The 24,811-nt window shown below is 49.2% G+C and carries 21 protein-coding genes and 1 tRNA gene; 17 read left to right on the top strand and 5 right to left on the bottom strand.

What is annotated here, in order from left to right; all coding sequences use genetic code 11:
- The first annotated feature begins 19 nt into the window (after positions 1 to 19).
- A complete protein-coding gene (locus EFER_RS15295; RefSeq protein WP_000128963.1) occupies positions 20 to 667 on the top strand; it encodes an MgtC/SapB family protein in 648 nt (215 codons plus the stop codon).
- Between the two features lie 73 nt (positions 668 to 740).
- Here the strand turns inward: EFER_RS15295 and EFER_RS15290 are convergent, their stop codons facing one another.
- Both EFER_RS15290 and EFER_RS15280 read right to left on the bottom strand, forming a co-directional pair.
- On the bottom strand, positions 741 to 1,271 hold the full coding sequence (locus EFER_RS15290; protein WP_000480292.1) for a helix-turn-helix domain-containing protein: 531 nt from the start codon (positions 1,269 to 1,271) through the stop codon (positions 741 to 743).
- A gap of 391 nt (positions 1,272 to 1,662) precedes the next feature.
- Positions 1,663 to 2,229, bottom strand: coding sequence for a Slp family lipoprotein (locus EFER_RS15280; protein ID WP_001044204.1), 567 nt, complete (start codon positions 2,227 to 2,229; stop codon positions 1,663 to 1,665).
- Between the two features lie 508 nt (positions 2,230 to 2,737).
- Here EFER_RS15280 and uxuA point away from each other — a divergent pair.
- The 4 genes from uxuA (at position 2,738) to EFER_RS15250 (ending at position 7,788) form a co-directional block, all read left to right on the top strand.
- Positions 2,738 to 3,922, top strand: a complete 1,185-nt coding sequence (gene uxuA / locus EFER_RS15270; protein ID WP_000438604.1) for a mannonate dehydratase — start codon at positions 2,738 to 2,740, stop codon at positions 3,920 to 3,922.
- 80 nt (positions 3,923 to 4,002) lie between these two features.
- Complete coding sequence (locus EFER_RS15265; RefSeq protein WP_000208170.1) at positions 4,003 to 5,469, top strand: fructuronate reductase; 1,467 nt, start codon at positions 4,003 to 4,005, stop codon at positions 5,467 to 5,469.
- 244 nt (positions 5,470 to 5,713) lie between these two features.
- A complete protein-coding gene (uxuR, locus tag EFER_RS15255) occupies positions 5,714 to 6,487 on the top strand; it encodes a Uxu operon transcriptional regulator (RefSeq protein WP_000835134.1) in 774 nt (257 codons plus the stop codon).
- 260 nt (positions 6,488 to 6,747) lie between these two features.
- Positions 6,748 to 7,788 (top strand): contractile injection system protein, VgrG/Pvc8 family, encoded by a 1,041-nt coding sequence (locus EFER_RS15250; protein WP_000168764.1) that lies wholly within the window; start codon positions 6,748 to 6,750, stop codon positions 7,786 to 7,788.
- On the opposite strand, the gene EFER_RS15245 is transcribed toward EFER_RS15250, so the two are convergent.
- Both EFER_RS15245 and ygjG read right to left on the bottom strand, forming a co-directional pair.
- A complete protein-coding gene (locus EFER_RS15245; protein ID WP_001077647.1) occupies positions 7,782 to 8,966 on the bottom strand; it encodes an MFS transporter in 1,185 nt (394 codons plus the stop codon). The two genes, EFER_RS15250 and EFER_RS15245, sit on opposite strands and share 7 nt — an antisense overlap.
- Positions 8,967 to 9,130: 164 nt before the next feature.
- Positions 9,131 to 10,510 (bottom strand): putrescine aminotransferase, encoded by a 1,380-nt coding sequence (gene ygjG / locus EFER_RS15240; protein WP_032242745.1) that lies wholly within the window; start codon positions 10,508 to 10,510, stop codon positions 9,131 to 9,133.
- A gap of 356 nt (positions 10,511 to 10,866) precedes the next feature.
- Here ygjG and EFER_RS15235 point away from each other — a divergent pair, with 356 nt between their 5' ends.
- Positions 10,867 to 12,387 carry a methyl-accepting chemotaxis protein gene (locus EFER_RS15235; protein ID WP_000097994.1) on the top strand — a complete coding sequence of 507 codons (1,521 nt, stop codon included), beginning with the start codon at positions 10,867 to 10,869 and terminating at the stop codon, positions 12,385 to 12,387.
- Between the two features lie 74 nt (positions 12,388 to 12,461).
- Here the strand turns inward: EFER_RS15235 and EFER_RS15230 are convergent, their stop codons facing one another.
- Complete coding sequence (locus EFER_RS15230; RefSeq protein ID WP_000018021.1) at positions 12,462 to 13,088, bottom strand: PadR family transcriptional regulator; 627 nt, start codon at positions 13,086 to 13,088, stop codon at positions 12,462 to 12,464.
- A 254-nt stretch (positions 13,089 to 13,342) separates the two neighbouring features.
- Here EFER_RS15230 and EFER_RS15225 point away from each other — a divergent pair, with 254 nt between their 5' ends.
- The 11 genes from EFER_RS15225 (at position 13,343) to selB (ending at position 24,738) form a co-directional block, all read left to right on the top strand.
- Positions 13,343 to 14,122, top strand: coding sequence for a siderophore-interacting protein (locus tag EFER_RS15225; RefSeq protein ID WP_001065916.1), 780 nt, complete (start codon positions 13,343 to 13,345; stop codon positions 14,120 to 14,122).
- An 880-nt stretch (positions 14,123 to 15,002) separates the two neighbouring features.
- Positions 15,003 to 16,244, top strand: a complete 1,242-nt coding sequence (locus tag EFER_RS15220) for an FAD-dependent oxidoreductase (protein WP_048814574.1) — start codon at positions 15,003 to 15,005, stop codon at positions 16,242 to 16,244.
- Complete coding sequence (locus EFER_RS15215; RefSeq protein WP_000661404.1) at positions 16,241 to 16,564, top strand: thioredoxin family protein; 324 nt, start codon at positions 16,241 to 16,243, stop codon at positions 16,562 to 16,564. Before EFER_RS15220 ends, EFER_RS15215 begins: the two co-directional genes overlap by 4 nt.
- Positions 16,565 to 16,590: 26 nt before the next feature.
- The gene (gene grdA, locus EFER_RS15205; RefSeq protein ID WP_077626276.1) at positions 16,591 to 17,064 is read left to right on the top strand and encodes a glycine/sarcosine/betaine reductase complex selenoprotein A; all 474 of its coding nucleotides are present in this window, start codon (positions 16,591 to 16,593) and stop codon (positions 17,062 to 17,064) included.
- A gap of 47 nt (positions 17,065 to 17,111) precedes the next feature.
- Positions 17,112 to 18,644 carry a glycine/sarcosine/betaine reductase complex component C subunit beta gene (gene grdC / locus EFER_RS15200; protein WP_000525982.1) on the top strand — a complete coding sequence of 511 codons (1,533 nt, stop codon included), beginning with the start codon at positions 17,112 to 17,114 and terminating at the stop codon, positions 18,642 to 18,644.
- Entirely contained in the window at positions 18,637 to 19,764 is a 1,128-nt protein-coding gene (gene grdD / locus EFER_RS15195) for a glycine/sarcosine/betaine reductase complex component C subunit alpha (protein WP_000807635.1), read from the top strand. The genes grdC and grdD overlap by 8 nt, the downstream gene beginning before the upstream one ends.
- 10 nt (positions 19,765 to 19,774) lie before the next feature.
- Entirely contained in the window at positions 19,775 to 21,064 is a 1,290-nt protein-coding gene (locus EFER_RS15190; protein ID WP_000764224.1) for a glycine/sarcosine/betaine reductase component B subunit, read from the top strand.
- A 13-nt stretch (positions 21,065 to 21,077) separates the two neighbouring features.
- Positions 21,078 to 22,376 (top strand): glycine/betaine/sarcosine/D-proline family reductase selenoprotein B, encoded by a 1,299-nt coding sequence (locus tag EFER_RS15185; protein WP_077626275.1) that lies wholly within the window; start codon positions 21,078 to 21,080, stop codon positions 22,374 to 22,376.
- 45 nt (positions 22,377 to 22,421) lie between these two features.
- A complete protein-coding gene (locus EFER_RS15175; protein WP_000449100.1) occupies positions 22,422 to 22,817 on the top strand; it encodes a GrdX family protein in 396 nt (131 codons plus the stop codon).
- A 14-nt stretch (positions 22,818 to 22,831) separates the two neighbouring features.
- Positions 22,832 to 22,922, top strand: a tRNA-Sec gene (locus EFER_RS24215).
- 28 nt (positions 22,923 to 22,950) lie between these two features.
- Positions 22,951 to 24,738, top strand: a complete 1,788-nt coding sequence (gene selB, locus EFER_RS15170) for a selenocysteine-specific translation elongation factor (RefSeq protein WP_024256530.1) — start codon at positions 22,951 to 22,953, stop codon at positions 24,736 to 24,738.
- The last annotated feature ends 73 nt before the right edge of the window (positions 24,739 to 24,811 follow it).

The following is a 24,811-nucleotide window of genomic DNA, read 5'->3' as shown; positions in this document are numbered from 1 at the left end:
ACTCAGATTGAGTCATAAAATGACCGATGAATTTATTCTCCGCATTTGTCTTGCGGGCCTGGTCAGTGGCATTATAGGTGTTGAACGACAAATAAGAGGAAAAGGGGCCGGGTTAAGAACTCATGTATTAATTGGCATGGGCAGCGCCTTATTTATGATTGTCTCTAAATATGGCTTTGCCGATGTATTAGCTCTGGATCATGTCGGGCTTGATCCCAGTCGTATAGCTGCTCAGGTGGTTACCGGTGTAGGTTTTATTGGTGCTGGTAATATTATTGTCCGTAACCAAAATATCTCCGGTTTAACAACCGCTGCCGATATCTGGGTAACAGCATCTATCGGTATGGTGATTGGTAGTGGAATGTATGAGTTGGGGGTGTATGGCTCGATAATGACGCTACTGGTGCTGGAAGTTTTGCATCAAATCACGTCCCGCTTTATGAATAAAACCTGGCACTTACAATTAACATTAGCAGATATTGAAACAGCAAGCATAATAGCATGGTTCAAAAATCATCATATAAAATCACGTATTGTATCGCTCCAGGAAACTGCAACTAATGACATCATGACAGTTGATATTACTCTTACAGCACGAACTTCCATTGATGATATTATGCAAGAATTGAAAAATATTCCTGGCGTGCAAAGTGTTTCGATCAGTTGATAGTGTTCCCTTGCAGCTTATTACGACAGTTGAAGTTAATGATTTGGGCGTGGCATAGGCCACTCCCTTTTTTTTAAATAAGATAGCTCACGTGCGGGTACTTTATCAGCTCCGTAATTCTTCTTAAATTCAGGATCATCATCACGCTATGTTTATGACAGTAGAATGTTTTGAGTGAAATCTGCATTTTCTGCAGAATATCTTCTGTTTGCATCTGCTGTGCAATATAACTCAACACCTGATGTTGCTTACGGGAAAGCATGATGTCAGCTTCCGGGGCAGGGCACAGACCGCGATTGACCAGTACCATAAAATCTATCAGCGAAATGTTGCGTAAAACGAACGTCACGGGAATATCGCCCAGGCATCTTTTGATAATAAAAGGGGAAAAAACAATGACCTGTTCCGGTCTTAGCTGTTTGATTTTTTCCGCCATGGCCGAGTGAAATACGTTGTTCATTAAAGTATCAATGATTATATGGCAATGTTGATGCAACACTAAGTCAATGTCATCTTCATCCTGAACGTGAACAACCTGGCTCTTATTGAGCAAAAATGTAATAGCATTAAATAAAACAGTGTCCTTTGTGATAACCAAAAACATGACCGACTCCTGTTGCAGTTCATTCTTTCTCATTTGCGGTTAATTTTTTAAATTGTGCTTAGATCCTCTTTGGCATTTTTATCTAAAAACGGATACCTGATGAGGTATCCGTTGAGTCTAATGACAAACATGTGATTGCCTGATGCGCCACGCTTATCAGGCCCGAAGGGTATCTGCAATATCATATTGAATTTGCAGATCCTGGCAGGCCAAATAAGACCTTCATGCTGCATCTGACATGAAACAGCGAACGAGTTTCTATACTCGTCATACTTCAAGTTGCATGTGCTGCGTCTGCGTTCGCTCACCCCAGTCACTTACTTATGTAAGCTCCTGGGGATTCACTCGCTTGTCGCCTTCCTGCAACTCGAATTATTTAGAGTATGATCTGTTATTTAATTAATTCCGGAGTAACAGAACTCACGTTTTCGCCGTAATACGGCGCACCCCAACCTGGTTCAGGCCAGAAGGCACCATAGCCGTAATCCCATAAGTTGTAAGTGGTATTCACGGTTTCAACCATGCGCCAAATCTGAATCCCTTGAATATTCAGATTAACGAAATCGTAAGGAACTTTGTTGATAAAGCCCTGTTGTTCACCTTGAATAGTGCCCAGCACGGTAACGTAATGATTGCGGTAGTTTACCGGGTCAAGGAAACCATTCTGTTTAGCCAGAATACGCCCCTGATAGTTGGCATCGAGTTCAGGTTTGGCATAACGGTCTAAAGGTAAAACGGCAATTTCCAATAATGTGTCATTTTTGGAGTTGATCACATTTATAACTTTACCGCCAAAGCGAGCCTGTTGACCTACATATAAATTTGGCTGGTTGTGGACAGCAACGAAACTTTTCTGGATATCGGGTTGGTTATTACCTTTGATATTCTGTGGAATAGAACTACAGGCAGCCAGCAATAATGACAGGCTGATGATAAGCGCACCTTTTGTTTTGTTCATGTTACTGTCCTTTTCAACGTCAACAAATGATATGCAAATAATAGGATTTTTTCGGTTAATTTCTCAGTTTAATGAGCGAAATAGCCGATAGTGGTATTTTTTGGTCTAATTGTATTTTTATATACAGATTGATGATCGAGGAGAGGGAATATATTAACGTCTGGTTTTATACCCTGCTAATTATTAGACAGGATATATTGATGTGTTGTCATGAATAAAAAGACACAGGGTTTGTATCCTGGGAAACTGCCATAATTGGTCAACCAATAATGTGATCTAAGCCTCATTTTACATCATTAACACCAACATCAATGCCCGTCAGATAGCCTGCATTGCCTGTAATTGTGATTTGGTTAACCAATTTTGACTTCAAGGTTGACATGTCTGACCAAAAAGTGGAACTTATACGTCATCTCGTCCGGCACGACGCTATAAGTACGTCGAAAGACCCGGCTATCTAATCAATCTGGGGATCTACTGACACCCCACCACGTGAAGAGGAAAAATCATGGAACAGACCTGGCGCTGGTACGGCCCAAATGATCCGGTCACTTTAGCTGATGTACGTCAGGCGGGCGCGACTGGCGTGGTTACCGCTTTGCACCATATCCCGAACGGGGAAGTGTGGTCAGTAGAAGAGATCCTCAAACGCAAGGCGATCGTTGAAGACGCAGGCCTGGTGTGGTCTGTTGTGGAAAGTGTGCCAATTCACGAAGATATCAAAACTCATACTGGCAACTATGAGCAGTGGATCGCTAACTATCAGCAGACTCTGCGCAACCTGGCGCAGTGCGGCATTCGCACCGTGTGCTACAACTTCATGCCGGTGCTCGACTGGACCCGTACTGACCTCGAATACGTGCTGCCAGACGGCTCCAAAGCTCTGCGCTTCGACCAGATCGAATTTGCTGCATTCGAACTGCACATCCTGAAGCGTCCAGGCGCGGAAGCGGATTACACCGAAGAAGAAATTGCTCAGGCCGCTGAACGCTTCGCCACTATGAGCGACGAAGACAAAGCGCGTCTGACCCGTAACATCATTGCCGGTCTGCCGGGCGCGGAAGAAGGGTACACCCTCGACCAGTTCCGTAAGCACCTGGAGCTGTACAAAGATATCGACAAAGCCAAACTGCGCGAAAACTTTGCGGTCTTCCTGAAAGCCATTATTCCGGTTGCCGAAGAAGTTGGCGTGCGTATGGCTGTTCACCCGGACGATCCGCCGCGCCCGATCCTCGGCCTGCCGCGCATTGTTTCCACCATTGAAGATATGCAATGGATGGTTGATACCGTAAACAGCATGGCGAACGGTTTCACCATGTGCACCGGTTCTTACGGTGTGCGTGCTGACAACGATCTGGTTGATATGATCAAGCAGTTCGGTCCGCGCATTTACTTCACCCATCTGCGTTCCACCATGCGTGAAGATAACCCGAAAACCTTCCACGAAGCGGCGCATCTGAACGGTGACGTTGATATGTACGAAGTGGTGAAAGCGATTGTTGAAGAAGAACACCGTCGTAAAGCGGAAGGCAAAGAAGACCTGATCCCAATGCGTCCGGATCACGGTCACCAGATGCTGGACGACCTGAAGAAGAAAACCAACCCAGGTTACTCCGCGATTGGTCGTCTGAAAGGCCTGGCCGAAGTTCGCGGTGTCGAAATGGCGATCCAGCGCGCTTTCTTTAGCCGTTAATATCCACCGGCATGGCTGCGCGCCGTGCCGGTTCCTTCTTCCTTGCCGTCACTCTCTGAAGACGGATTCTGGAGTTTACGATGACTACTATTGTTGACAGCAATCTGCCGGTTGCCCGCCCGTCATGGGATCATTCTCGTCTGGAATCACGCATTGTGCATCTCGGTTGCGGGGCGTTTCACCGCGCGCACCAGGCGCTGTACACCCATCACCTGCTGGAAAGCACGGATAGCGACTGGGGGATCTGCGAAGTTAACCTGATGCCAGGCAACGACCGTGTGCTGATCGAAAACCTGAAAAAACAGCATCTGCTGTACACCGTAGCGGAAAAAGGCGCAGAAAGCACCGAGCTGAAAATTATTGGCTCGATGAAAGAAGCGCTGCACCCGGAAATCGACGGTTGTGAAGGTATTCTCAACGCGATGGCGCGTCCGCAGACGGCGATTGTCTCCCTGACGGTCACAGAGAAAGGTTATTGCGCCGATGCGGCGAGCGGTCAGCTGGATCTCAATAACCCGCTGATCAAGCACGATCTGGAAAACCCGACTGCGCCGAAGTCCGCGATTGGTTACATCGTTGAAGCTCTGCGTCTGCGTCGTGAAAAAGGGCTGAAAGCGTTTACGGTGATGTCCTGCGACAACGTGCGTGAAAACGGCCATGTAGCGAAAGTTGCCGTTCTGGGGCTGGCTCAGGCGCGTGATCCGCAGCTGGCTGCATGGATTGAAGAGAATGTCACCTTCCCGTGCACCATGGTTGACCGCATCGTTCCGGCTGCGACGCCAGAAACCTTACAGGAAATTGCTGACCAGCTGGGTGTTTATGACCCGTGTGCCATTGCCTGCGAACCGTTCCGTCAGTGGGTGATTGAAGATAACTTCGTTAATGGTCGCCCGGACTGGGATAAAGTGGGCGCACAGTTCGTTGCAGACGTTGTGCCGTTCGAAATGATGAAGCTGCGTATGCTGAACGGCAGCCACTCTTTCCTGGCGTACCTCGGTTACCTCGGCGGCTATGAAACCATTGCCGACACCATGACTAACCCGGATTATCGCAAAGCGGCCTTTGCCCTGATGATGCAGGAACAAGCGCCAACGCTGTCGATGCCGGAAGGTACGGACCTGAACGCCTATGCGACGCTGCTGATCGAGCGTTTCAGCAACCCGTCTCTGCGTCACCGTACCTGGCAGATTGCGATGGACGGCAGCCAGAAGTTACCGCAGCGTCTGCTGGACCCGGTGCGTCTGCACCTGCAAAACGGCGGTAGCTGGTGCCACCTGGCGCTGGGTGTGGCTGGCTGGATGCGCTACACCCAGGGTGTGGATGAGCAGGGTAATGCTATTGACGTGGTTGACCCGATGCTGGCGGAGTTCCAGAAGATCAATGCGCAGTATCAGGGCGCAGACCGCGTGAAAGCGCTGCTGGGCCTGAGCGGTATTTTTGCCGATGATCTGCCGCAGAACGCCGACTTTGTTGGCGCGGTGACGGCGGCATATCAGCAGCTGTGTGAGCGCGGTGCGCGTGAATGCGTAGCGGCGTTAAACGCCTGAGATTAAACCCTTCACCCTCACTGGTCGATCAAATGAAGATTTGGTTGACCAGTTTCTCATTTTGGGGCGCACGTTCCGTGCCAATTCCCGATGCAAATGATATAGTTTGACATTGGTAGTCAACATAATATGGGCCTAAAGGCCAGTCATAATTTATTGAGTATGAACTCTTTGTTGGCTGGATCAGGCGTAAATACTGCTTTCGGCAATAATTCGATTAATCGCACCTAACGGACACAACATCATGAAATCAGGCACTTCTGCGCAAAGACCTTACCAGGAAGTAGGGGCGATGATCCGCGATCTCATCATCAAAACGCCTTATAAGCCCGGCGATCGCTTGCCACCTGAGCGGGAGATCGCTGAAATGCTTGATGTCACCCGTACCGTTGTGCGTGAAGCGCTGATCATGCTGGAAATTAAAGGCCTGGTGGAAGTCCGTCGGGGTGCCGGGATCTACGTCCTCGATAGCGACAGTGAACAGGTAATCGATACGCCAGATGTCAATGTTTGTAATGATGCCGGTCCGTTTGAATTACTACAGGCACGCCAGTTGCTGGAGAGTAATATCGCCGAGTTTGCCGCTTTACAGGCCACCCGTGAAGATATTGTTAAAATGCGCCAGGCGTTGCAACTGGAAGAGCGTGAACTGGCTTCCAGTGGACCGGGAAGTAGTGAAAGCGGCGATATGCAATTTCATCTCGCTATTGCAGAAGCGACGCACAATAGCATGTTAGTTGAATTGTTCCGCCAGTCCTGGCAGTGGCGCGAAAATAATCCAATGTGGATTCAGGTGCATAGTCATCTTGATGATAGTCTGTATCGCAAGGAGTGGCTGAAAGATCACAAACAGATCCTCGCAGCATTAATCAAGAAAGATGCCCGAGCAGCAAAACTGGCGATGTGGCAGCATCTGGAAAACGTTAAACAGCGGCTGCTGGAGTTTTCTAATGTTGATGATATCTACTTTGATGGCTACCTGTTTGATTCCTGGCCACTGGATAAAGTTGACACCTGATAAATTTCAGACCATATGAAACCTTTGCTGAATATAGCGAAGGTTTTTTTATACGCTCTAAATTATTATTTAATAACGTTCTGATATATTAACCCTGAAATAATTTCATAATAAATACTTAGTATTTGGCAGATTGATGCGTATCAAAATAATATTCTATGTCTTCAGATTCGATTGTTATTTGTTGTATGTTGTGTTTTAAATAATAAAGCAGGCAACAGTTAGACGTAATACAATAAGATACTCAACGAGAGAAGGCTATGGCCAGCACCGATACCGTAACCCTGATATCATCGGTATTTTCTGCGGATGTGAGACATGTAATCGTCAAATCCGCTATAAATACATTGCCTTATGCAACCGTTACGGTGAATACCTCGAGCAGTTTTCATGAAGAGGACGTTGCTGGTACAAATTTAACTTTGTCATGCAATCAAATATCTTATGGTGGTTTGGTGACTGAACTTCAGCAAACTGCTTTTAATCAATACCATCTTGTCGTGCGACCCTGGTTGTGGATGCTGACACACCAGTCCCATAATCGTGTATTTCAGAATCTTACCTATCAGGAGATTATATATAAGATATTTGCAGAAAATGGTATTTCAGATTATACCTTTTTGTTTTGTTGTAAGGCGAAAAAACGACCGTTTTGCTTGCAGTATCAGGAAAGCGATTATCAATTTATTTGCCGCCTGATGGCAGAAGAAAAAGTTTGCTGGTTTTTCCGTTATCAACCCGGACGGCATATTTTACTGCTGGTACAAGATTATAATGCGTTAACATCTGTTGTGGGTAGCTTTAAGCTTAGCTATTCCACTTCCTGTCAGCATGAATTAAATATTATCTATAGCGTTAAAAAAAGTTTTTCTGTTATCAGCAACCCGATTAAAAAATTAAGCGGTAAAAGTCGCTGTGCGTTATTCCGCTCAGGATCTCGTTTTACCTTAACTCACCATGATAACGGATCATTAAACCGTGAGTGGTTGCTGACCCGTGTTACCCATATCTTTGATGGTCAGCACTACTACAATCATTTTACTGCCGTCACCAGTGCTACTTCTCACGAATCGACAGATTTGCCGTTTCAACCAGCAATCCCGCCACAAATAGCCACGGTCATGGCAGTTAGCGGAGAGGGCGTAACATTGGCGTTTATATGGGATGGTTGCCCCGCAGAACATACCATGGCGACACTGGCTAACAACTGCAACCTTCCCCTGACTGCGGGGCAAAAAGTGATAGTCTGCTTTATTGCTGGCGATCCTGATAAACCCTTCATTCTCGCTAAAATTCAATGAGTAAACACAACTCGCCGCTGGCGAAAAAGTTGCCGCACGCTAATAATAGCGGCAATGAACAGTGCCGCTGCTCCGCAAAGTGTGGCATCGACAATGGCTTGTGTGCCATTACCAAACATTGATGTTAATGCGGGGCCAATAATCTGCCCGACGCCGTAAGTTAATGTCACAAAACCTAACAGGTTAATCTTGCCTGGCACACTCAACTGACGAGCCAGAGTCATGACCAGCGATGTGGTGCCCATAAACGTGCCACCAAAGCCAATACTGCTTAAAATCAATAAGATGGGAGAACCGCTGGCAAGTGTTAGCAACACACAGATCCCTTGTACCAACAGGTTTGCGCTCAGGCAGGGCAGAACGCCCCAGCGCCTGGCAGCCCACAACCAGCCAAAGCATCCCGGCACCACGGATACGCCAACCAGAGTCCACAAATGTGCGGTAAGCAATGGAGAACCGGCATCTTTCGCCATTAAAGGGAGATAAGTGGCAACGATGATATAGCCAAATCCCGCCAGACCGTAAAGCAGTGCCAGCAACAGCCAATGCATCAGTTGGTGCTCTTTTTTTACCAGTGGTATAGGGGCAAGCGCTTGATGCTGACGGGGAATTAATACCATCAGCGCTATCAGCATCACCGCAGCCATGATGCTTGCTCCTGTCCATAAATCGCTGGCAGAAATCGCCAGATGCAAACCGGCGATAACGTACTCATTACCCAGAGCGATCCCTATACCTACACCAGAAAAAAGTGATGCAATAACAAACGGATGGCGTGTATGTTGCATAATTAATGTTGAGCCAAATATCAGCATACCGGCGCTTGCCACACCCGCAAAAAACCGCACTAGTGCCACTAAGATAAATTGTGTGAAGCAGGCCATGGCAAGGATTAATAATCCGCTAGCGAAAGCTGAAAGCAACAGTCCAGGACGTAGACGTGAGGGGAGGTGAAACAGGCTGAAGGAGAATAACAGGCTACCCACCAGATAACCCGCGTAGTTGATACTGGCAATCCATGAGAGCTGCGGGAATGTGAACAGATTTTCTGCCAGCATCACGGGAAGCAGTGGCGTATATAAAAAGCGCCCAATTCCCATTCCCAGCGTTAATACCAACATGCCAAACAGCGCATTCTTCAAAGAAAAAAGCTCTGTACCAGGCTGCACCTGATTCATATTTCACCTTATTCAGTTATGTAGTGAAACTTAAAAATAACATATCATTAACAATAAGCGAGGGCAGTCGTGACTAAAATGCAGTTTTGCGAGGAGACGAAGCGTTAGGGCTGGGGGAGAATTATCGGGCCGGGTGATAAGTTCTGGCCCGATAATGGGTTGAATTATGCTTCTTCGACACTTACCCGCATGGCGGCCAGCGCTTTTCGTGCCGCTTTGATGACCAGTTCACACTGTTCAATGGTCAGTGTCAGTGGTGGTTCAATACGGATCGTTTTAGCGTTGTTGAGTGTTCCGGCAACCAGTACTCGCTGGCGGAACATCTCGCTGGCAAAGTTGTAGCCGATTTCGTTATCGACAAATTCAATCGCCATCAACATCCCTTTGCCACGCGCTTCCTGTACCAGATCGGGATATTCCCGCGCCAGTTGACGGAAACCGTCCAGCAGCATGTCGCCTTTCTGTTCAGCCTGAGCCGGTAAGTTCTGCTCCAGCAACACATTGATGGTCGCCAGCGCTGCCGCACAGGCCAGCGGGTTGCCGCCAAAGGTGGTGGTGTGCAGGAACGGGTTATCGAACAGCACCGAGAACACCTCTTCGGTGGCGATGGTTGCGCCAATTGGCATTACGCCGCCGCCGAGCGCTTTGGCAAGGCAGAGGATATCCGGCTGCACGTTCTCATGCTCGCAGGCGAACATTTTGCCCGTGCGCCCCATACCGGTTTGCACTTCATCGAGGATCATCAGGGCGCCAAACTCATCACACAGCTTACGCACAGCGGTGAGATAACCTGGCGGCGGCAGAATGACGCCACCTTCGCCCTGAATCGGCTCGAGGATCACTGCGGCAACATCGTCACCGGTTTTTTTGCACTCGCTAAGAGCAGTACGCATGGCCTCGATATGACCAAACGGTACATGACGGAAACCCGGCAGCAACGGCATAAACGGCTTGCGGAAGGTCGATTTTGCCGTGGCCGACAGTGCGCCCAGCGATTTACCATGGAACGCGCCGCTGGTGGCTATAAAGGTAAACTTACCGCGCGGTGACTGGTACGCTTTCGCCAGTTTCAGTGCCGCTTCCACGGACTCGGTGCCGCTATTACAAAAGAAGCTGTATTTCAGTTTACCGGGCGTCAGTGCAGCAAGTGTTTTTGCCAGCATCGCCCGTAATGGATCAAGCAGTTCCTGGCTGTGCAGCGGTTGTTTCGCAAGTTGATTCTGTACGGCGGAAACCACAACTGGATTACGGTGCCCCACGTTGAAAATTCCAAAACCTCCCAGGCAGTCGATAAACTCCTGTCCCTGGGTGTCGACAAGCGTATTTAAACCTCCCGCTTGCCACTCTACGGCTCCGTAATCCCCGCCAGCGGTAACAGATTTGCGATACTCTAAAAATCCCGGATTGACATGCTCTTTAAAGTATTCAATCACCTCCCGGTTTAGTGCTTTCATCTCCTCATGATCAAGTGTTTGTTTCTCTATGAGATTAAGGGCGTGGGCGCTGCACGCTAAAGCCGATGCGCTCGAAGGTAACCTGTTCAAAATATGCTCCGGTGGCTCGCGTATCACATGATACCGATTTAAGTATTGCAGGGATTGCGCCACTCCGGTTGTGATCGTGAAAATCGGGATAAACAGCTTAAAAAGATACTTTGTTGCAACATTTAATGCCAAGTGTTAACAATTGGGTGTTTTTAAATCGCCAGGATGTTCGGGGGAATAAGACTGAAAAGGCGGCATTGCACCATGAGAATTCAAGGGATGCTTCTTTCTGGGGCACAGATAAAGGAAGAAACTGCGATCTCTATCAAATTTAACAACTAAAGATAAATTTATTAGCGCCGAAATAACATATGACGAAAAGTTAACAACCATAAAAACCTGCACAGGACGCGATTATGTCTTCACCTTTGTATGTTACCCAGCAAAATACCCCGCTGGCTGACGATACTACCCTGATGTCCACCACTGATCTGCAAAGCTATATCACCCACGCCAACGACACATTTGTTCAGGTGAGCGGCTATTCGCTCAATGAGCTGCTGGCCCAACCGCATAATATGGTGCGACACCCGGATATGCCAAAAGCGGCGTTTGCAGATATGTGGTACACCCTGCAACAAGGTGAACCGTGGAGCGGCATTGTTAAAAATCGGCGCAAAAATGGCGATCACTACTGGGTACGCGCTAACGCAGTGCCGATGGTGCGTAATGGCAAAATCAGCGGTTACATGTCGATTCGCACCCGGGCAACGGATGAAGAGATTGCCGCAGTGGAGCCGTTGTATCAGGCATTGAATGCCGGGCGCAGCAATAAACGAATCCACAAAGGTCTTGTGGTGCGTAAGGGCTGGCTGGGAAAACTGCCTTCGATGCCGTTACGCTGGCGGACGCGAAGCATGATGGCGCTACTGTTTATTGCCCTTTGTGCAATGCTGCACTTTTCCGTTGTGCCAGTTAGCGCTTATCTGGCTTGTGCTCTGGTAATGTTTCTTGGAACTCTATGTTTTGAATGGCAACTCGTTCGCCCGATGGAAAATGTCGCCAGGCAGGCGCTAAAGGTAGCTACCGGTGAGCAAAATAGTGTTGAGCATTTGCAACGTAGTGATGAGTTGGGACTGACACTACGGGCAATAGGGCAGCTTGGCCTGATGTGTCGCTGGCTCATCAATGATGTTTCCAGTCAGGTATCCAGTGTGCACCACGGTAGTGAAACGCTGGTAAAAGGTAGCGATGAACTGAATGAGCATACTCAGCAAACCGTGGATAACGTTCAGCAAACGGTGGCGACGATGAAGCAGATGACGGCATCGGTAAAACAGAACTCAGCCACTGCTTCTGCTGCTGACAAGCTCTCTATTACTGCCAGTAACGCCGCGCAACAGGGCGGGGAAGCTATGGAGACGGTGATCAAAACGATGGATGATATTGCAGACAGCACTCAGCGTATTGGCACTATCACCTCACTGATTAACGATATTGCTTTTCAGACCAATATTCTTGCGCTGAATGCAGCGGTAGAAGCAGCACGCGCAGGTGAACAAGGGAAAGGGTTTGCGGTGGTTGCCGGAGAAGTTCGCCACCTGGCCAGCCGCAGTGCCAGTGCCGCCAATGATATTCGAAAGTTGATAGATGCCAGTGCCGATAAAGTGCATTCTGGCTCACAGCAGGTTCATGCTGCCGGGCGCACTATGGACGATATTGTGGCACAGGTGCAAAACGTCACCCGATTAATTGCCCAGATTAGCCATTCAACTCTGGAACAGGCCGATGGGCTGACCAGCCTGACACGTGCCGTGGATGAGCTAAACCGGATCACCCATAAGAACGCCGAACTGGTGGAGGAGAGCGCGCAAGTCTCGGCGATGGTGAAACACCGCGCCAGTCGGCTGGCCGACGCGGTAACAGTGTTACATTAACTGGTGATATTGGCAGCCAGATATGGCCGTTGGTATAGCCGGATAGAGCAATTGCCGTATCCGGCAATTGGCGATTAATCCAGCTGGGTAATATCAAAAGCGGCGCGGTCGATCACTGCAATGATCTTTTTTATTTCCGCATCGCTGATAGCGCTCTGATTTACTTTTAAGTCCAGCACTGCTTTGAAATTATCCAGCGCCCGCTTCATTTGCGGGTTCTGGCGCAGAGCTGCACCGACGCTACGCGATTTGATTCGCTCCGTAATCATATCCATTTGCTCACGATTTTCTTCCAGCCACTGCGCACCTTGTTCAGTCAGGGCTATCTGTTTCTTCCCATTTTCTTCTTCGCGGATGGCGATCAGTGCCTGCTCCTGGAGTAGATCCAGTGTTGGGTAGATAACCCCCGGACTTGGCGTGTAATGACCCTGGGTCAAATTCTCAATGGCTTTAATCAGCTCGTAACCGTGGCTATCGTCGCGGGAGAGAATATCCAGAATCACCAGGCGTAATTCACCATGTCCGAAAAAGCGCTGACGACGCCCGCCGCCGCGACCATGACGCCCGCCACTGCAGCATTGGCCGTGCTCATGCTGATGATTGTGTCCGCAGTGCTCATGTTCTGCTTTTTCACCTTTACAGCAGCCTTCGTGACGTGGCTGGCTTTCATGTTTACAACACCCTTCATGATGATGGCTCATATCAGCCTCCTGTTGTTTATTTAGATATATCTAATTTATATCTATAACGGGATTTGTTGCAAGCACTGAAAAGTACTTTTTTAAACCTACAGGCTTGGGAAGGTGTTCACGATTTATCTGGCATTTGAATCAGAATGCCATAAGTAACACTTTCTTTGAGCCATAAAAATTTCTTGCAATTAGCTTGATTAACAATCATTATCATTTGCGAGCTTTTTTTAGATATATCTGATTACTACCGAAAAGGCACAACAATGAATAACTCTCCCCGTTACCCACAGCGCGTTCGTAACGAATTGCGCTTCCGTGAACTGACCGTATTACGAATTGAACGCATCAGTGTCTGTTTTCAGCGTATCGTCCTCGGCGGCGAGGCGCTGGACGGTTTTACATCGCACGGTTTTGATGATCACAGCAAAGTCTTTTTCCCTGAACCGGGGACTCATTTTGTGCCGCCAACCGTCACCGACGACGGTATTATCTGGCCAGAAGGTACGCGCCCGGTTTCGCGTGACTACACACCGCTTTACGATGAGCAACGTCATGAACTGGCACTGGATTTCTTTATCCATAATGGCGGTGTAGCAAGCCGCTGGGCGATGCAGGCACAACCGGGCGATAAACTCACTATTGGTGGACCACGCGGATCGCTGCTAGTGCCAGAGGATTACTCATATCAACTCTATGTTTGTGATGAATCAGGTATGCCCGCATTACGCCGTCGGCTGGAAATGTTGAGTAAGCTTGCGGTCAAACCTAATATCACTGCGCTGGTGAGTGTGCAGGACAGAGCTTGTAAGGATTATCTTGCTCATCTTGAGGGGTTTAATATTGAATGGCTGGCGCATGATGAGCAGGCCGTAGATGCACGACTGGCACAGTTACAGATCCCGGAAGATGACTACTTTATCTGGATCACAGGCGAAGGGAAGGTTGTCAAAAAACTCAGCCAGCGTTTTATGGGGGAACGTTATAACCAGCAATTAGTGCGTGCAGCTGCATACTGGCACGCTAAATTGCCTGACGCGCCGTAAACGTCTTGTACGGCCTTAGAAAACATTTAAATTCAATATATTGCAGTAATTTTGTAGGCCTGATAAGCGTAGCGCATCAGGCTATATTACATTTTTCATTAAAACGTATTATATCAACCCACTGAGATGGCTATCATATAACCGGCATTATGCTCGTCATACTTCAAGTTGCATCTGCTGTGAGTTATTCAGCGTATATATCCTGAATAATAATCAAAAAAATTATTGCTAATGTTCCTGGCTAAAAAATTATATAATTCTTAGTATTAAATTTATTATTCCGATTGAGGTTTTATACTCACCATACTTCAAGTTGTCTCTGCTGCGAGAGAATTATTTAGAGTATGGTCTTTCCAGAGCAAAAGTCGTGAATAAAATAAAACAGTCTGATTGGAAAGTCATTCGGATTTTTATATTTTTATCAAGAGTTGATGCTCTATATACGGGGGCTGAAGCGATACATTTTCTAATGCAAGAGTATTGCAGTGATCACAGAATTAGTTATTATCATACCGTACTGTATCCACGGCGATTCTTTTATACTCGTCATACTTCAAGTTGCATGAGCTACGACTGTATTTGCTTAACAGAGTCACTTAATTATGTAATTTTCTGTGGTTTCATCGCTTGCAACTCGAATTATGTAGATGTAGATATGCGTTTCCTGCCTGGAATTATCCCTATGAGAAATTTTAGGTGTAAGTTGTACTTTTTTTAACTTTCAAACTCCTGCCTTTTGCTGCGTGCAGCAAAGTCTTTAGTTATATTCTGGTATTTTTAATAAATATCCCATATCACCTCTGTTTATTCTCGTCGGTATGCCGGTATGGGCAGGAATATGCTGCGTCCGTTATTAGCTTTCATCCCTGAAGGGGAAAATATGATAAATAATGATGAATATGACGTAATCATTGTTGGCGGTGGTCCTGGCGGATTAAGCGCTGCACTGTATGCCGCCAGAGCCAGATTAAAAACGCTGGTCGTGGAAGAAAAGCTGAAACCTGGCGGGCAATGTGCCACCACTTCGGAACTGGAAAATTATCCGGGGATCATTAAAGACAGTGGTCCGGCTTTGATGGAAAAGTTTACTGAACACGCCCGTCATTTTGGCGCAGAGTTTTTGCAAGGACGGGTGTTATCACTGGCTATGAGTCCAGATGGATTACATAAAAGGTTGAAGCTTAAAGATGGCACTACACTCGCGACAAAAAGTGTGATTATTGCCACCGGTACACGTCCCCGTATTTTGGGTATTCCTGGTGAAAAAGAGTTTGCCGGACGCGGCGTTTCTTATTGCGCTACCTGCGATGCAGATTTTTATACCGAACTGGATGTGGTCGTGGTGGGATCAGGAAATACTGCTGTTGAGGAATCCATTTTTCTGACACGTTACGTTAACTCCGTCACCATGGTTGTTATTCATGATGAAGGTCATCTCGATGCCGACCGCATCGCCCGCGAACAAGCATTTGCCAACGAAAAAATCCGTTTTATCTGGAACAGCACGGTAGCCGCAATTACGGGTGATGAACTGGTTGATGGCGTTGAGATCATGAACGTCAAAACTGGTGAGCGTTCGCGCATAAATACCAATGGGGTGTTTATGTTCGTTGGCACCGTACCGCAGACCGACTGGCTGACACCAATAAAAGCACAACTTCCCTTGTCTGACAGCGGCTATATCGAAACTAACCCCCAGCAGGAAACGCAACTGCCCGGCGTATTTGCCGTGGGCGATGTGTGCCATAAATTTCTTCGTCAGGTCGTCACTGCCGCCGGAGATGGCGCGGTTGCAGCTGTTGCCGCCAGCCACTATCTCGAACAAGAAGCCTTCTGGCAGCAACATGTACTCAATAGTGAGTTTAAAAACATGGTGCTGTTCTGGTCGCCGGTCCAGCCAGAGAGTGTGGAGCTATTAACTCAACTCGAACAGCAAATTGCCCATTATGAAGACTGGCGCTTCGTGCCTGTAGATAGTTATAAAAATCAACGGCTTGCTAAACGTTATGGCATAACAGAATTGCCTACGTTGCTGTGCCTTGAGCATGGTGGCGAAATGTGCCGAATGACTAAACCTGCATTTAACTCAATTGATCTCGTCCTGGAGGAACTCACCGTATGAAGGAACTGAATAAAGATAATTTTGACGATGCAATCGCCAGTGGTGTGGTGTTGGTTGATTTCTGGAGCGAAAGCTGTGAACGCTGCAAAGAGTTAATGCCGGATGTCCATCAGCTTTCGGAGGACTACAGCGGCAAAGTGGATTTTTGTAGCCTCAATATTCAGGGCAACCGCCGTCTGGCGATGGCGCAAAAGGTGATGGGCCTGCCTTCGATTGTTATCTGGCGTAATGGCGAGCGGATGACCCATCTTAGCGGCGAGTCGCTCGCTGCCGATGATATTCGTCAGGCGCTTGATGCCGTTCTTGCAGGCGCGGCGTAACCCTTTTTTCAACAAAGGAGAGAGCTATGGATCTCAGAAGTAAAAAAATCATCATCCTTGGTGACAGGGATGGTGTCCCCGGCCCGGCAATTGAAACTTGCGTGCGTTCTGCCGGTGCTGAGGTGGTGTTTAGTACGACCGAGTGCTTTGTCTGAACAAGCGCCGGAGCGATGGACCTGGAAAATCAGCGCCGTGTTCTCGCACTGTCAGAAAAATATCCACCGCAAGATCTGATTGTGATCCTCGGTGGTTCAGAAGCAGAAGCTTCTGGTCTGGCATGTGAAACCGTAACAAACGGCGATCCGACTTTTGCAGGCCCTCTGGCGGGAGTCCAGTTGGGACTCCAGTGTTACCACATAGTGGAAGATGAAGTGAAGCAGGCCGTTGATACCGACGTGTATCAGGAGCAGGTGGGGATGATGGAGATGGTGCTTGATGTCGACGCTATTTCCCGTGAAGTCCGTCAGTACAGGGAAGAATACTGTCACTACCTGAGTTAACAGGAGGCTCTCCGGCTTCAGTGCCGGAGACCACTTCGGGAGGAATTATGGGAAATGCAGTGATACGACAGGCAGGCTATATCCTGGCGCATACGCCGGATTTGCTGAAATGGCATGGCTCCGCCATTTTGCAAGCCCGACATAAAAACCCGGATGAACCCTGGCTTTCGGAGATACCCCGCCATCTACGATCTTTTGACCAGGCGGTAAATTATCCCCCGCATCAGTGCTTTATCGGCAATATCAGCCCTGCAGAACTGGAGACGCTCCCCAGACCCTGGCTCAACGTCATCCAGGAGGGAGGAACAGTCGGCACATTTGGTGAGATATACAGTGAGTCAGTGCTGTACGGCATGCTCTGTTTTGTAGACGCCTTTGATCTTACTGTCTGGCAGGAGTCGTTTGTCCAGGATATCCGGGGAAAACTGGCAGATCATCCTACACTGGCCTCTCGTGGCCTGATGGATAAAGCTGTTACAGCCAGTGAAGATGAACTGGCACTGCTGGTGGCTCAGCATGCCGCTCCACTGTGGTATGGCGAGCGCCTGGTCGGGTGTGTTAAAGCGGCACATGACCTCGATATCAACCTTAGCGCTCACGTTATGCTGGAGAATTTGGTCACTAAAGCCAGTGCAGTACTGGCTGGTTGGCATATCTCCAGCGATATGCTGGAGAAGGTGGAATACGTTATCGAGTGCTCGGAAGAGGCAATAGGTGATGTTAACCAGCGTGGCGGCGGTAACCTTGCGAAAGCTGTCGCAGAAAGCCTGAATTGCCTGCAGGCCACTGGGATCGATATGCGTGGTTTCTGTGCCGGGCCAGTTCATGCGTTGGTCAATGCGGCGGCACTGGTCAAAAGCGGTGTTTATAAACATGTGCTGGTGCTGGCGGGCGGTTCGGTTGCCAAGCTGGGGATGAACGGACGGGATCACATTCGCCAGGGCTTACCACTGATGGAAGATGTCCTCGGCGGTTTTGCTCTGCTAATAAGTGAAGATGATGGCGTTAGCCCGGTGATTAATACTCGCGTGGTGGGACGGCACACTGTGGGAACGGGGGCGTCACCACAGGCAGTAATGGGAGCGTTAATCTCACAACCATTAAAAGCGGTAGGAATGACCACGGCCGATGTCGATAAATATAGCGCCGAACTGCAAAACCCGGAAATCACTCAACCTGCAGGCGCAGGTAACGTACCGGAATCTAACTACAAAATGATTGCGGCACTCAGTGTAATGGAAGGGTGGCTTGAGCGTAGCCAAATCAACGAGTTTGTGGCACGTCACGGGATGCCTGGCTTTGCGCCAACACAAGGGCATATTCCTTCTGGCGTTCCGTTTATTGGTCATGGCCTTTGCGAAATTGCGGATAACACCATCGACAACTTTATGGTGGTTGGTAAGGGAAGCCTGTTCCTTGGGCGGATGACCAGCCAGTTTGATGGCATTAGCGTACTGGTTGAACGTAATCAGGGCATTGTGGAAGACGTGGTTCTCGACAACCGTGCCGCCGCAGAGTTGCTGGCGGAAGCGATGCGTAAAGTTGCCGACGAGCTGGAAGCAGGAGGATGGCATGGCTGAGCATCCTGTTGCTAAAACACTTCGCGGGCTGGCAGATGCGCTAAGTGGCGCGCCACCACGGCTGAAAATTGCCTTTACTGCTCTGGGAAGTGAGTTTTCCACCGATGTACTGCTCAGCGCAGCTGAACAGGTAGCTGACCGATTACTACCGGTCATTATTGGCCCGAAGCCCATCCCCGGATTTCCCTGGTATCAGGCGGATGAATTGGCGTCGGCGCATCGAATCATGGAGCAACTGTTAGCAGATGGCGAAGTCGCAGGCGCAGTGACCCTGCACTACAACTTCCCACTTGGTGTTGCCACTGTTGCACAAATCCATTCGATAGCAACCGGTCGGTCAATGGTGCTGGCCAGTACCACAGGCACCAGCGATGTTCACCGCCCTGCGGCGATGGTGAAAAACGCCATTGCTGGCGTGGCGATGGCAGAAGCTCTCGGCATTGAGGAACCCCGGGTAGGTATCCTCAATGTGGACGATGCTTCTACTGTTCAACGTCTGCTGGCGCGACTTAGGGAGGCCGGATTCCCGCTACATTTTGCGCAGTCTTCACGAGCTGATGGCGGAGCGCTGATGCGCGGTAACGATCTTATTCGTGCCACATCTGACGTGCTGGTTTGCGACACGCTCACCGGAAACTTGCTGATTAAGCTCTTCAGTGCGGGTCTTAGCGGCGGCGAAATGGAAACAATGGGCAGCGGCTATGGCATTGGTCTTGGGCCAGATCAAAAAGCGATCATTGGCATTATTTCGCGTGCCAGCGGCCCGGCGACCATTTCCCAGGCACTCTGTTTTTGCGCTCAGATGGCAAGAAACGATCTGATGCGTCACTGGCAGAAATGTTGGCAGCTTGCCAGTAGTTGCGGGATCGAAGAGATCGTCCATCAACGTACGCCTTCTGCCGGGCCGTCGACAACTATCGCAGTATCTGCGCCACCAAAAACCGTACTGGACGATGAGATCCACGGCATCGACATTCTCCGCCTGGAGGAGGCCTGCCAGCATTTGTGGCGACATGGGATCTACGCTGAAACCGGCATGGGCTGTACCGGTCCGGTGTTGATGATTAATCGTCAACAACGTGCAGATGCTGATCAGCATCTGAAATCGTTTTTGAGTTAAGGAGCCAGCCATGAAACTGGAACTTGGCACTATTCAGATCAAGCAGTTCACTTTTGCAGAAAAAACATCACTGGCAGGCGGACATTTGCAGCTCTGTCAGCGAGAACTTGAAGAGTTTATCCGCACCATTCACCCACAGATTGTGGAGGTGGAAACGGTGATTGTTCATCCCGGTGAAGAAGTACGCATTATGCCGGTAAAAGATGTCATCGAACCACGCACCAAGCTGGATGATGGCTGCTGTTTTCCAGGTATTAACCGGGGGGAAGAAGCTATTGTCGGGAGCGGTAAGACACTGGCCCTTAAAGGCATTTCGGTACTGACGACCGGAAAAGTTGTAGGTTTCCAGGAAGGGATTATTGATATGTCTGGTCCTGGTGCGCCTTACACGCCTTATTCGACGTTGCGTAACCTGGTGCTGCGTATTGAAGTCGATGAGCAGTGCAACCAGTACCAGCATGAAGAGATCCTACGGCGTGTTGGGCTGATGACGGCACGTTGGCTTGCGGATCAGGTGAAAACGACTCCGGCGGATGAAGTCACAACCTACGAAACCTTGCCACTGGCGAAGCAGCACGCAGCATATCCAGACCTGCCCGCAGTAGGCTACGTCTATATGCTACAAAGCCAGGGACTATTGCACGACACCTGGTTTTACGGCGTAGATGTGAAAAAAATCGTCCCCACTCTGATGTATCCCACCGAAGCGATGGATGGCGCCATTGTCAGCGGTAACTGTGTTTCTGCCTGCGATAAAAACACCACCTGGAGCCACCAGAACAATCCGGTGATTGCTGAGCTTTATCGCCGTCATGGCAAAGATCTCAATTTCATTGGCGTTATTTTAACCAATGAAAACGTGACGTTGAGTGACAAAGTACGCTCATCAAATATGGTGGCGCGACTGGCAGATCAAATGGGGATTAGCGGGGCGATTATCAGTGAAGAAGGGTTTGGTAACCCGGATGCCGATCTGATGATGAACTGCTACAAACTCGAAGCGCAGGGGATCCATACGGTGTTGTTAACCGACGAATATGCCGGGCGTGGTGGGGAAAGCCAGTCGCTTGCCGACGCGCATCCTTCCGCCAATGCCGTGGTTACCGCTGGTAATGCCAATCAGGTCATTACTCTACCTCCGATGAAACGGGTGATAGGCCATTCGGTTTATGCCAATACCATCGCGGGTGGGTTTGAAGGCAGTTTGCATAACGACGGCAGTATTACTGTGGAAATACAAGCCATTACTGGCGCAACAAACGAGCTGGGGATTCACACCCTTTCGGCGCACAGCGGCTAAGGAGTGAGCGCAAATGAGTTTACGAATACTACATTACCTCAACCAGTTCTTTGGTCAAAAGGGCGGGGAAGAGGCGGCGGGATGTCCGCCTGAGATCCATATCGGGCCAATTGGTGTCGGGCTACAGTTGGAAAAATTGCTGGCAGGTGAAGGCAATATTATTGCCACCATTATCTGCGGTGACAGCTATTTCAATGAAAATGCTGACCTTTGCAAAGAGTACGTGCGTAACGTTCTCAATGTACATCAACCTGATATGGTGGTGACCGGCCCTGCATTTAACGCCGGTCGCTATGGTATGGCTTGCGGTACAGTGGCGCAGGTCGCTGCTGAGATGGGGATTCCGGTGATTAGTGGGATTTACCCGGAGAACCCAGGCTACGAGTTATATCGCCCGTGGATGTATGCCGTGGAAACAGGTAATAGTGCGGCATCCATGCGTACAGCCTTGCCTGCAATGGCAGCGTTGATTAAACGTTTTATTGCCACCGGGGGAAATCCTGGTCTTCCGGAGGAAGCCGGTTATCTACCACGAGGCGTGCGTATCAACCATTTTGAGTCAGACGTTGGCGCTGTTCGTGCCGTCAGGATGTTGATGCAAAAAATGAAGGGCGAGCCTTTCAAAACAGAATATCCGATGCCAGCTTTTGATCGCGTTGATCCTCAGCCTCCGGTTATCGATCTCTCCACTGCCACCATTGCGCTGGTAACGTCCGGTGGCGTCGTTCCGAAAGGTAACCCGGATCATATCGAATCTTCGAGCGCCTCACGGTTTGGCGAATATGCGATTGATGATCTTGCTGCGCTGAGTTCAGGCACGCATCAGACGGCACATGGCGGCTACGATCCCGTTGCCTGTAATGATGATCCAAACCGTGTATTACCGGTCGATGCCCTGCGTGAGCTCGAAAAGGAAGGGAAGATTGGCAAGCTGTTTAGTCATTACTACTCAACAGTGGGTAATGGCACTTCGGTCGCAAACGCCCGTAAGTACGGCGCTGATATTGCCATGAAACTGCAGAAAGCGGGAGTAAGCGCAGCCATTCTGACGTCGACATGAGGCACTTGCACTCGTTGCGGCGCAACGATGGTCAAAGAGATTGAAAAAGTCATGCCGGTAGTCCATATCGCAACGGTTGTTCCGATATCACTCACGGTTGGCGCTAACCGTATTGTGCCTGCTGTGGCTATCCCACATCCACTGGGTAACCCACTGCTTGATGGCAGCGACGAACAAAAACTTCGTCGTCAGCTTGTGGAGAAGGCACTTGCGGCATTACAGACACCGGTAACTGAACAGACGGTGTTTTAACCAGATCGCCAGCCGTAAGGCTGGCGATACTGACAGCAGGATGCAATGGAAACGTTATTAATCATTACCAATAATCCGGCCGTAGAAGCGCATTATCTCGGTTGTGCCATGCGCCTGTGCGCGGATTATCAGCAGGTGCTTTTGACCGCGCGGGATGCCATCCATCTTGGCAGATGCCTGCTAATGCACCCGGAAAGTGGCAGTATTACGCCCGCGCAAACGCCTTATCGATCGCTACTACTCGGCAGTTGTCAGTGTCAACTGGACGTGGTTTCTCTTGAGATGATTGAAAATGCACTGACGCGCTATCGAAGTTTTTCTGCCGCATCACGTGCCGGGAAATGGCGTGAAGCTGAGCTGCAAGATTTTCAGCTCATTGATTTGAATTTGTTGCGTGAAGCTGTCAACAAAGCCCCTGGTATGTTTCGTTGGGGACAATAGTAAACACGCTTTCAGGAAGTTGATGGGGCCCGGTGGCCCCTGCGGTCCTCAAAACCGTTGTCAGCTTATCGGCTGGGGCAGGTTCGACTCCTGCCGCTTCCGCCACACTTTTCCTGAATCTGGAGAACATATCGTGTATGCGGTAACAGGAACAGCCGGACACGTGGATCATGGTAAATCCGCCCTTATTCAGGCACTCACCGGAACACATCCTTCACATTTACCACAAGAGTTTGCTCGTGGTATGACGATTGAACTGGGATTTGCCTGTTTACGTAGCCCCGAAGGCGATGAAATTGGCATGATTGACGTACCCGGTCACGAACGCTTTTTGCGCAATATGCTGAGTAGTCTTTGGGGGTTAGATCTGGTGCTGTTTGTGGTGGCAGCCGATGAAGGCTGGTCGCCGCTCAGCGAAGAACATTTACGTGTGATTGCGGCTCTTGGTATTCGCCACATTATGGTGGCAATCAACAAGTGTGACCTGGCCGATGATTCGCGTCTGGCCGAGGTTGAAGAAGAGATCCTGGAGCGTTTTTTGACGCACTGCGACATGCTGCCGGATATCTGGAGAGTTAGCGCAAAGAGCGGTGAGGGCGTGGAAGAACTCCGCCAGGCACTAATTAAACAAATCCGTCAGCAAACACCGTCATCATCACTCGCCCCCGGACCGCATTTATATATTGACCGTGTATTTACTGTTAATGGGATTGGCACCACTGTAACGGGCACATTGCGTGGAGATGGCGTAGAGATTGGTGACGTTTTGCGTTTGTATCCGGGAAATGAACTGGTAAAAGTGAAATCGATTCAAAGTTACCATCTTCCGAGGGAGCGCGCACAACCGTGTAGCAGAGTGGCGATGAGCTTTCGTCAACTCAAAAAAGATAAAGTCGCGCGAGGAGATTGCCTGGCAAGACCGGACGCCGGGGTGATGATCAGCCGCGAATGGATCGTACAGCTTCCCGCTGGAATTAGCGGCATGAAAAAACAGTGTGAACTGGAAGTGGCGCTAGGGACTTCTTATGCTCAAGGGCGTTGCTATTTGCTCGGTGATGGGCGATTGGCGCGCTTACAACTTTCCCGTGCGCTGCCGGTTTTTTGGGGACAGACAATATTGCTGATGATGCCCGGAGGTAGCCGGATGGTCAGCGCCGGGCGTGTGGTATGGGCAGGAGCGCTTAGTCGCGAGCAGAGACCAAAATTGATTGCAACGCTTATTGGCTCAGAGAACACCGAACTACCGCAACTGAGAAAACAGGTTCAGTTGGCAGTAAATGGATATGTGGAATCTGATGGTAAACCTGCACCGTCAAAGTGCCATGCGTTGCAGAGCTGGTGGCTGGCGGAAGACTACTATCAACAGTGTTTGACGCGGTGTAACCATATTTTTATGCAGGCGACATCGGCCCTGAATATGGAGGAGTTGGCTGCCCGTAGTGGCATAAGTATTGTTATTTTACGTGAACTGGTAGAACAACAATGCCTGAACCAGAAGTGGCAACAAACAACCGAAGGCATCAGTGTATTCGGTGCCAGTTTTGGTCATCTTAGCCAGGATTTACAAAAATTATTGGCTGAAATTCAATCAGTCGGGCAACTTTGCTTTTCTGCCACTCAACATGATCGACCTTTACTGACACAGCAACTGCGTGCACTTGTTGAGAGAAAATGTATCGTGCCGATGGATGACAAAATGTTTATCACCAGGGAACACTACCAGACACTCCTGGATACGCTTTTTAGTGCATGCCAGGTGGGGGATTTGCTTTCAATAGCCGATGTCCGGGAGCGAACTGGCCTTGCACGTAAGCAGCTAATTCCTCTGCTTAATCGCATGGAAAGAGACGGCTGGGTACGAAGGGAAGGCGATTTGCGCCGTGTGAAGAAAGCGCTGAGTTGTGCGGTGGAAAGTGGGTAACGGGGGAAAAGAGGGGAAGCTATATTCTCTCGCTATTTTATCGCCACTTTGTTGCCATTCGTACAAAAAAAGC

It is taken from the genome of Escherichia fergusonii ATCC 35469 (genome assembly GCF_000026225.1).
GTDB lineage: Bacteria > Pseudomonadota > Gammaproteobacteria > Enterobacterales > Enterobacteriaceae > Escherichia > Escherichia fergusonii.
The sequence above is the reverse complement of the archived record's forward strand: the minus strand, read 5'-3'. Positions and strand labels throughout refer to the sequence as shown.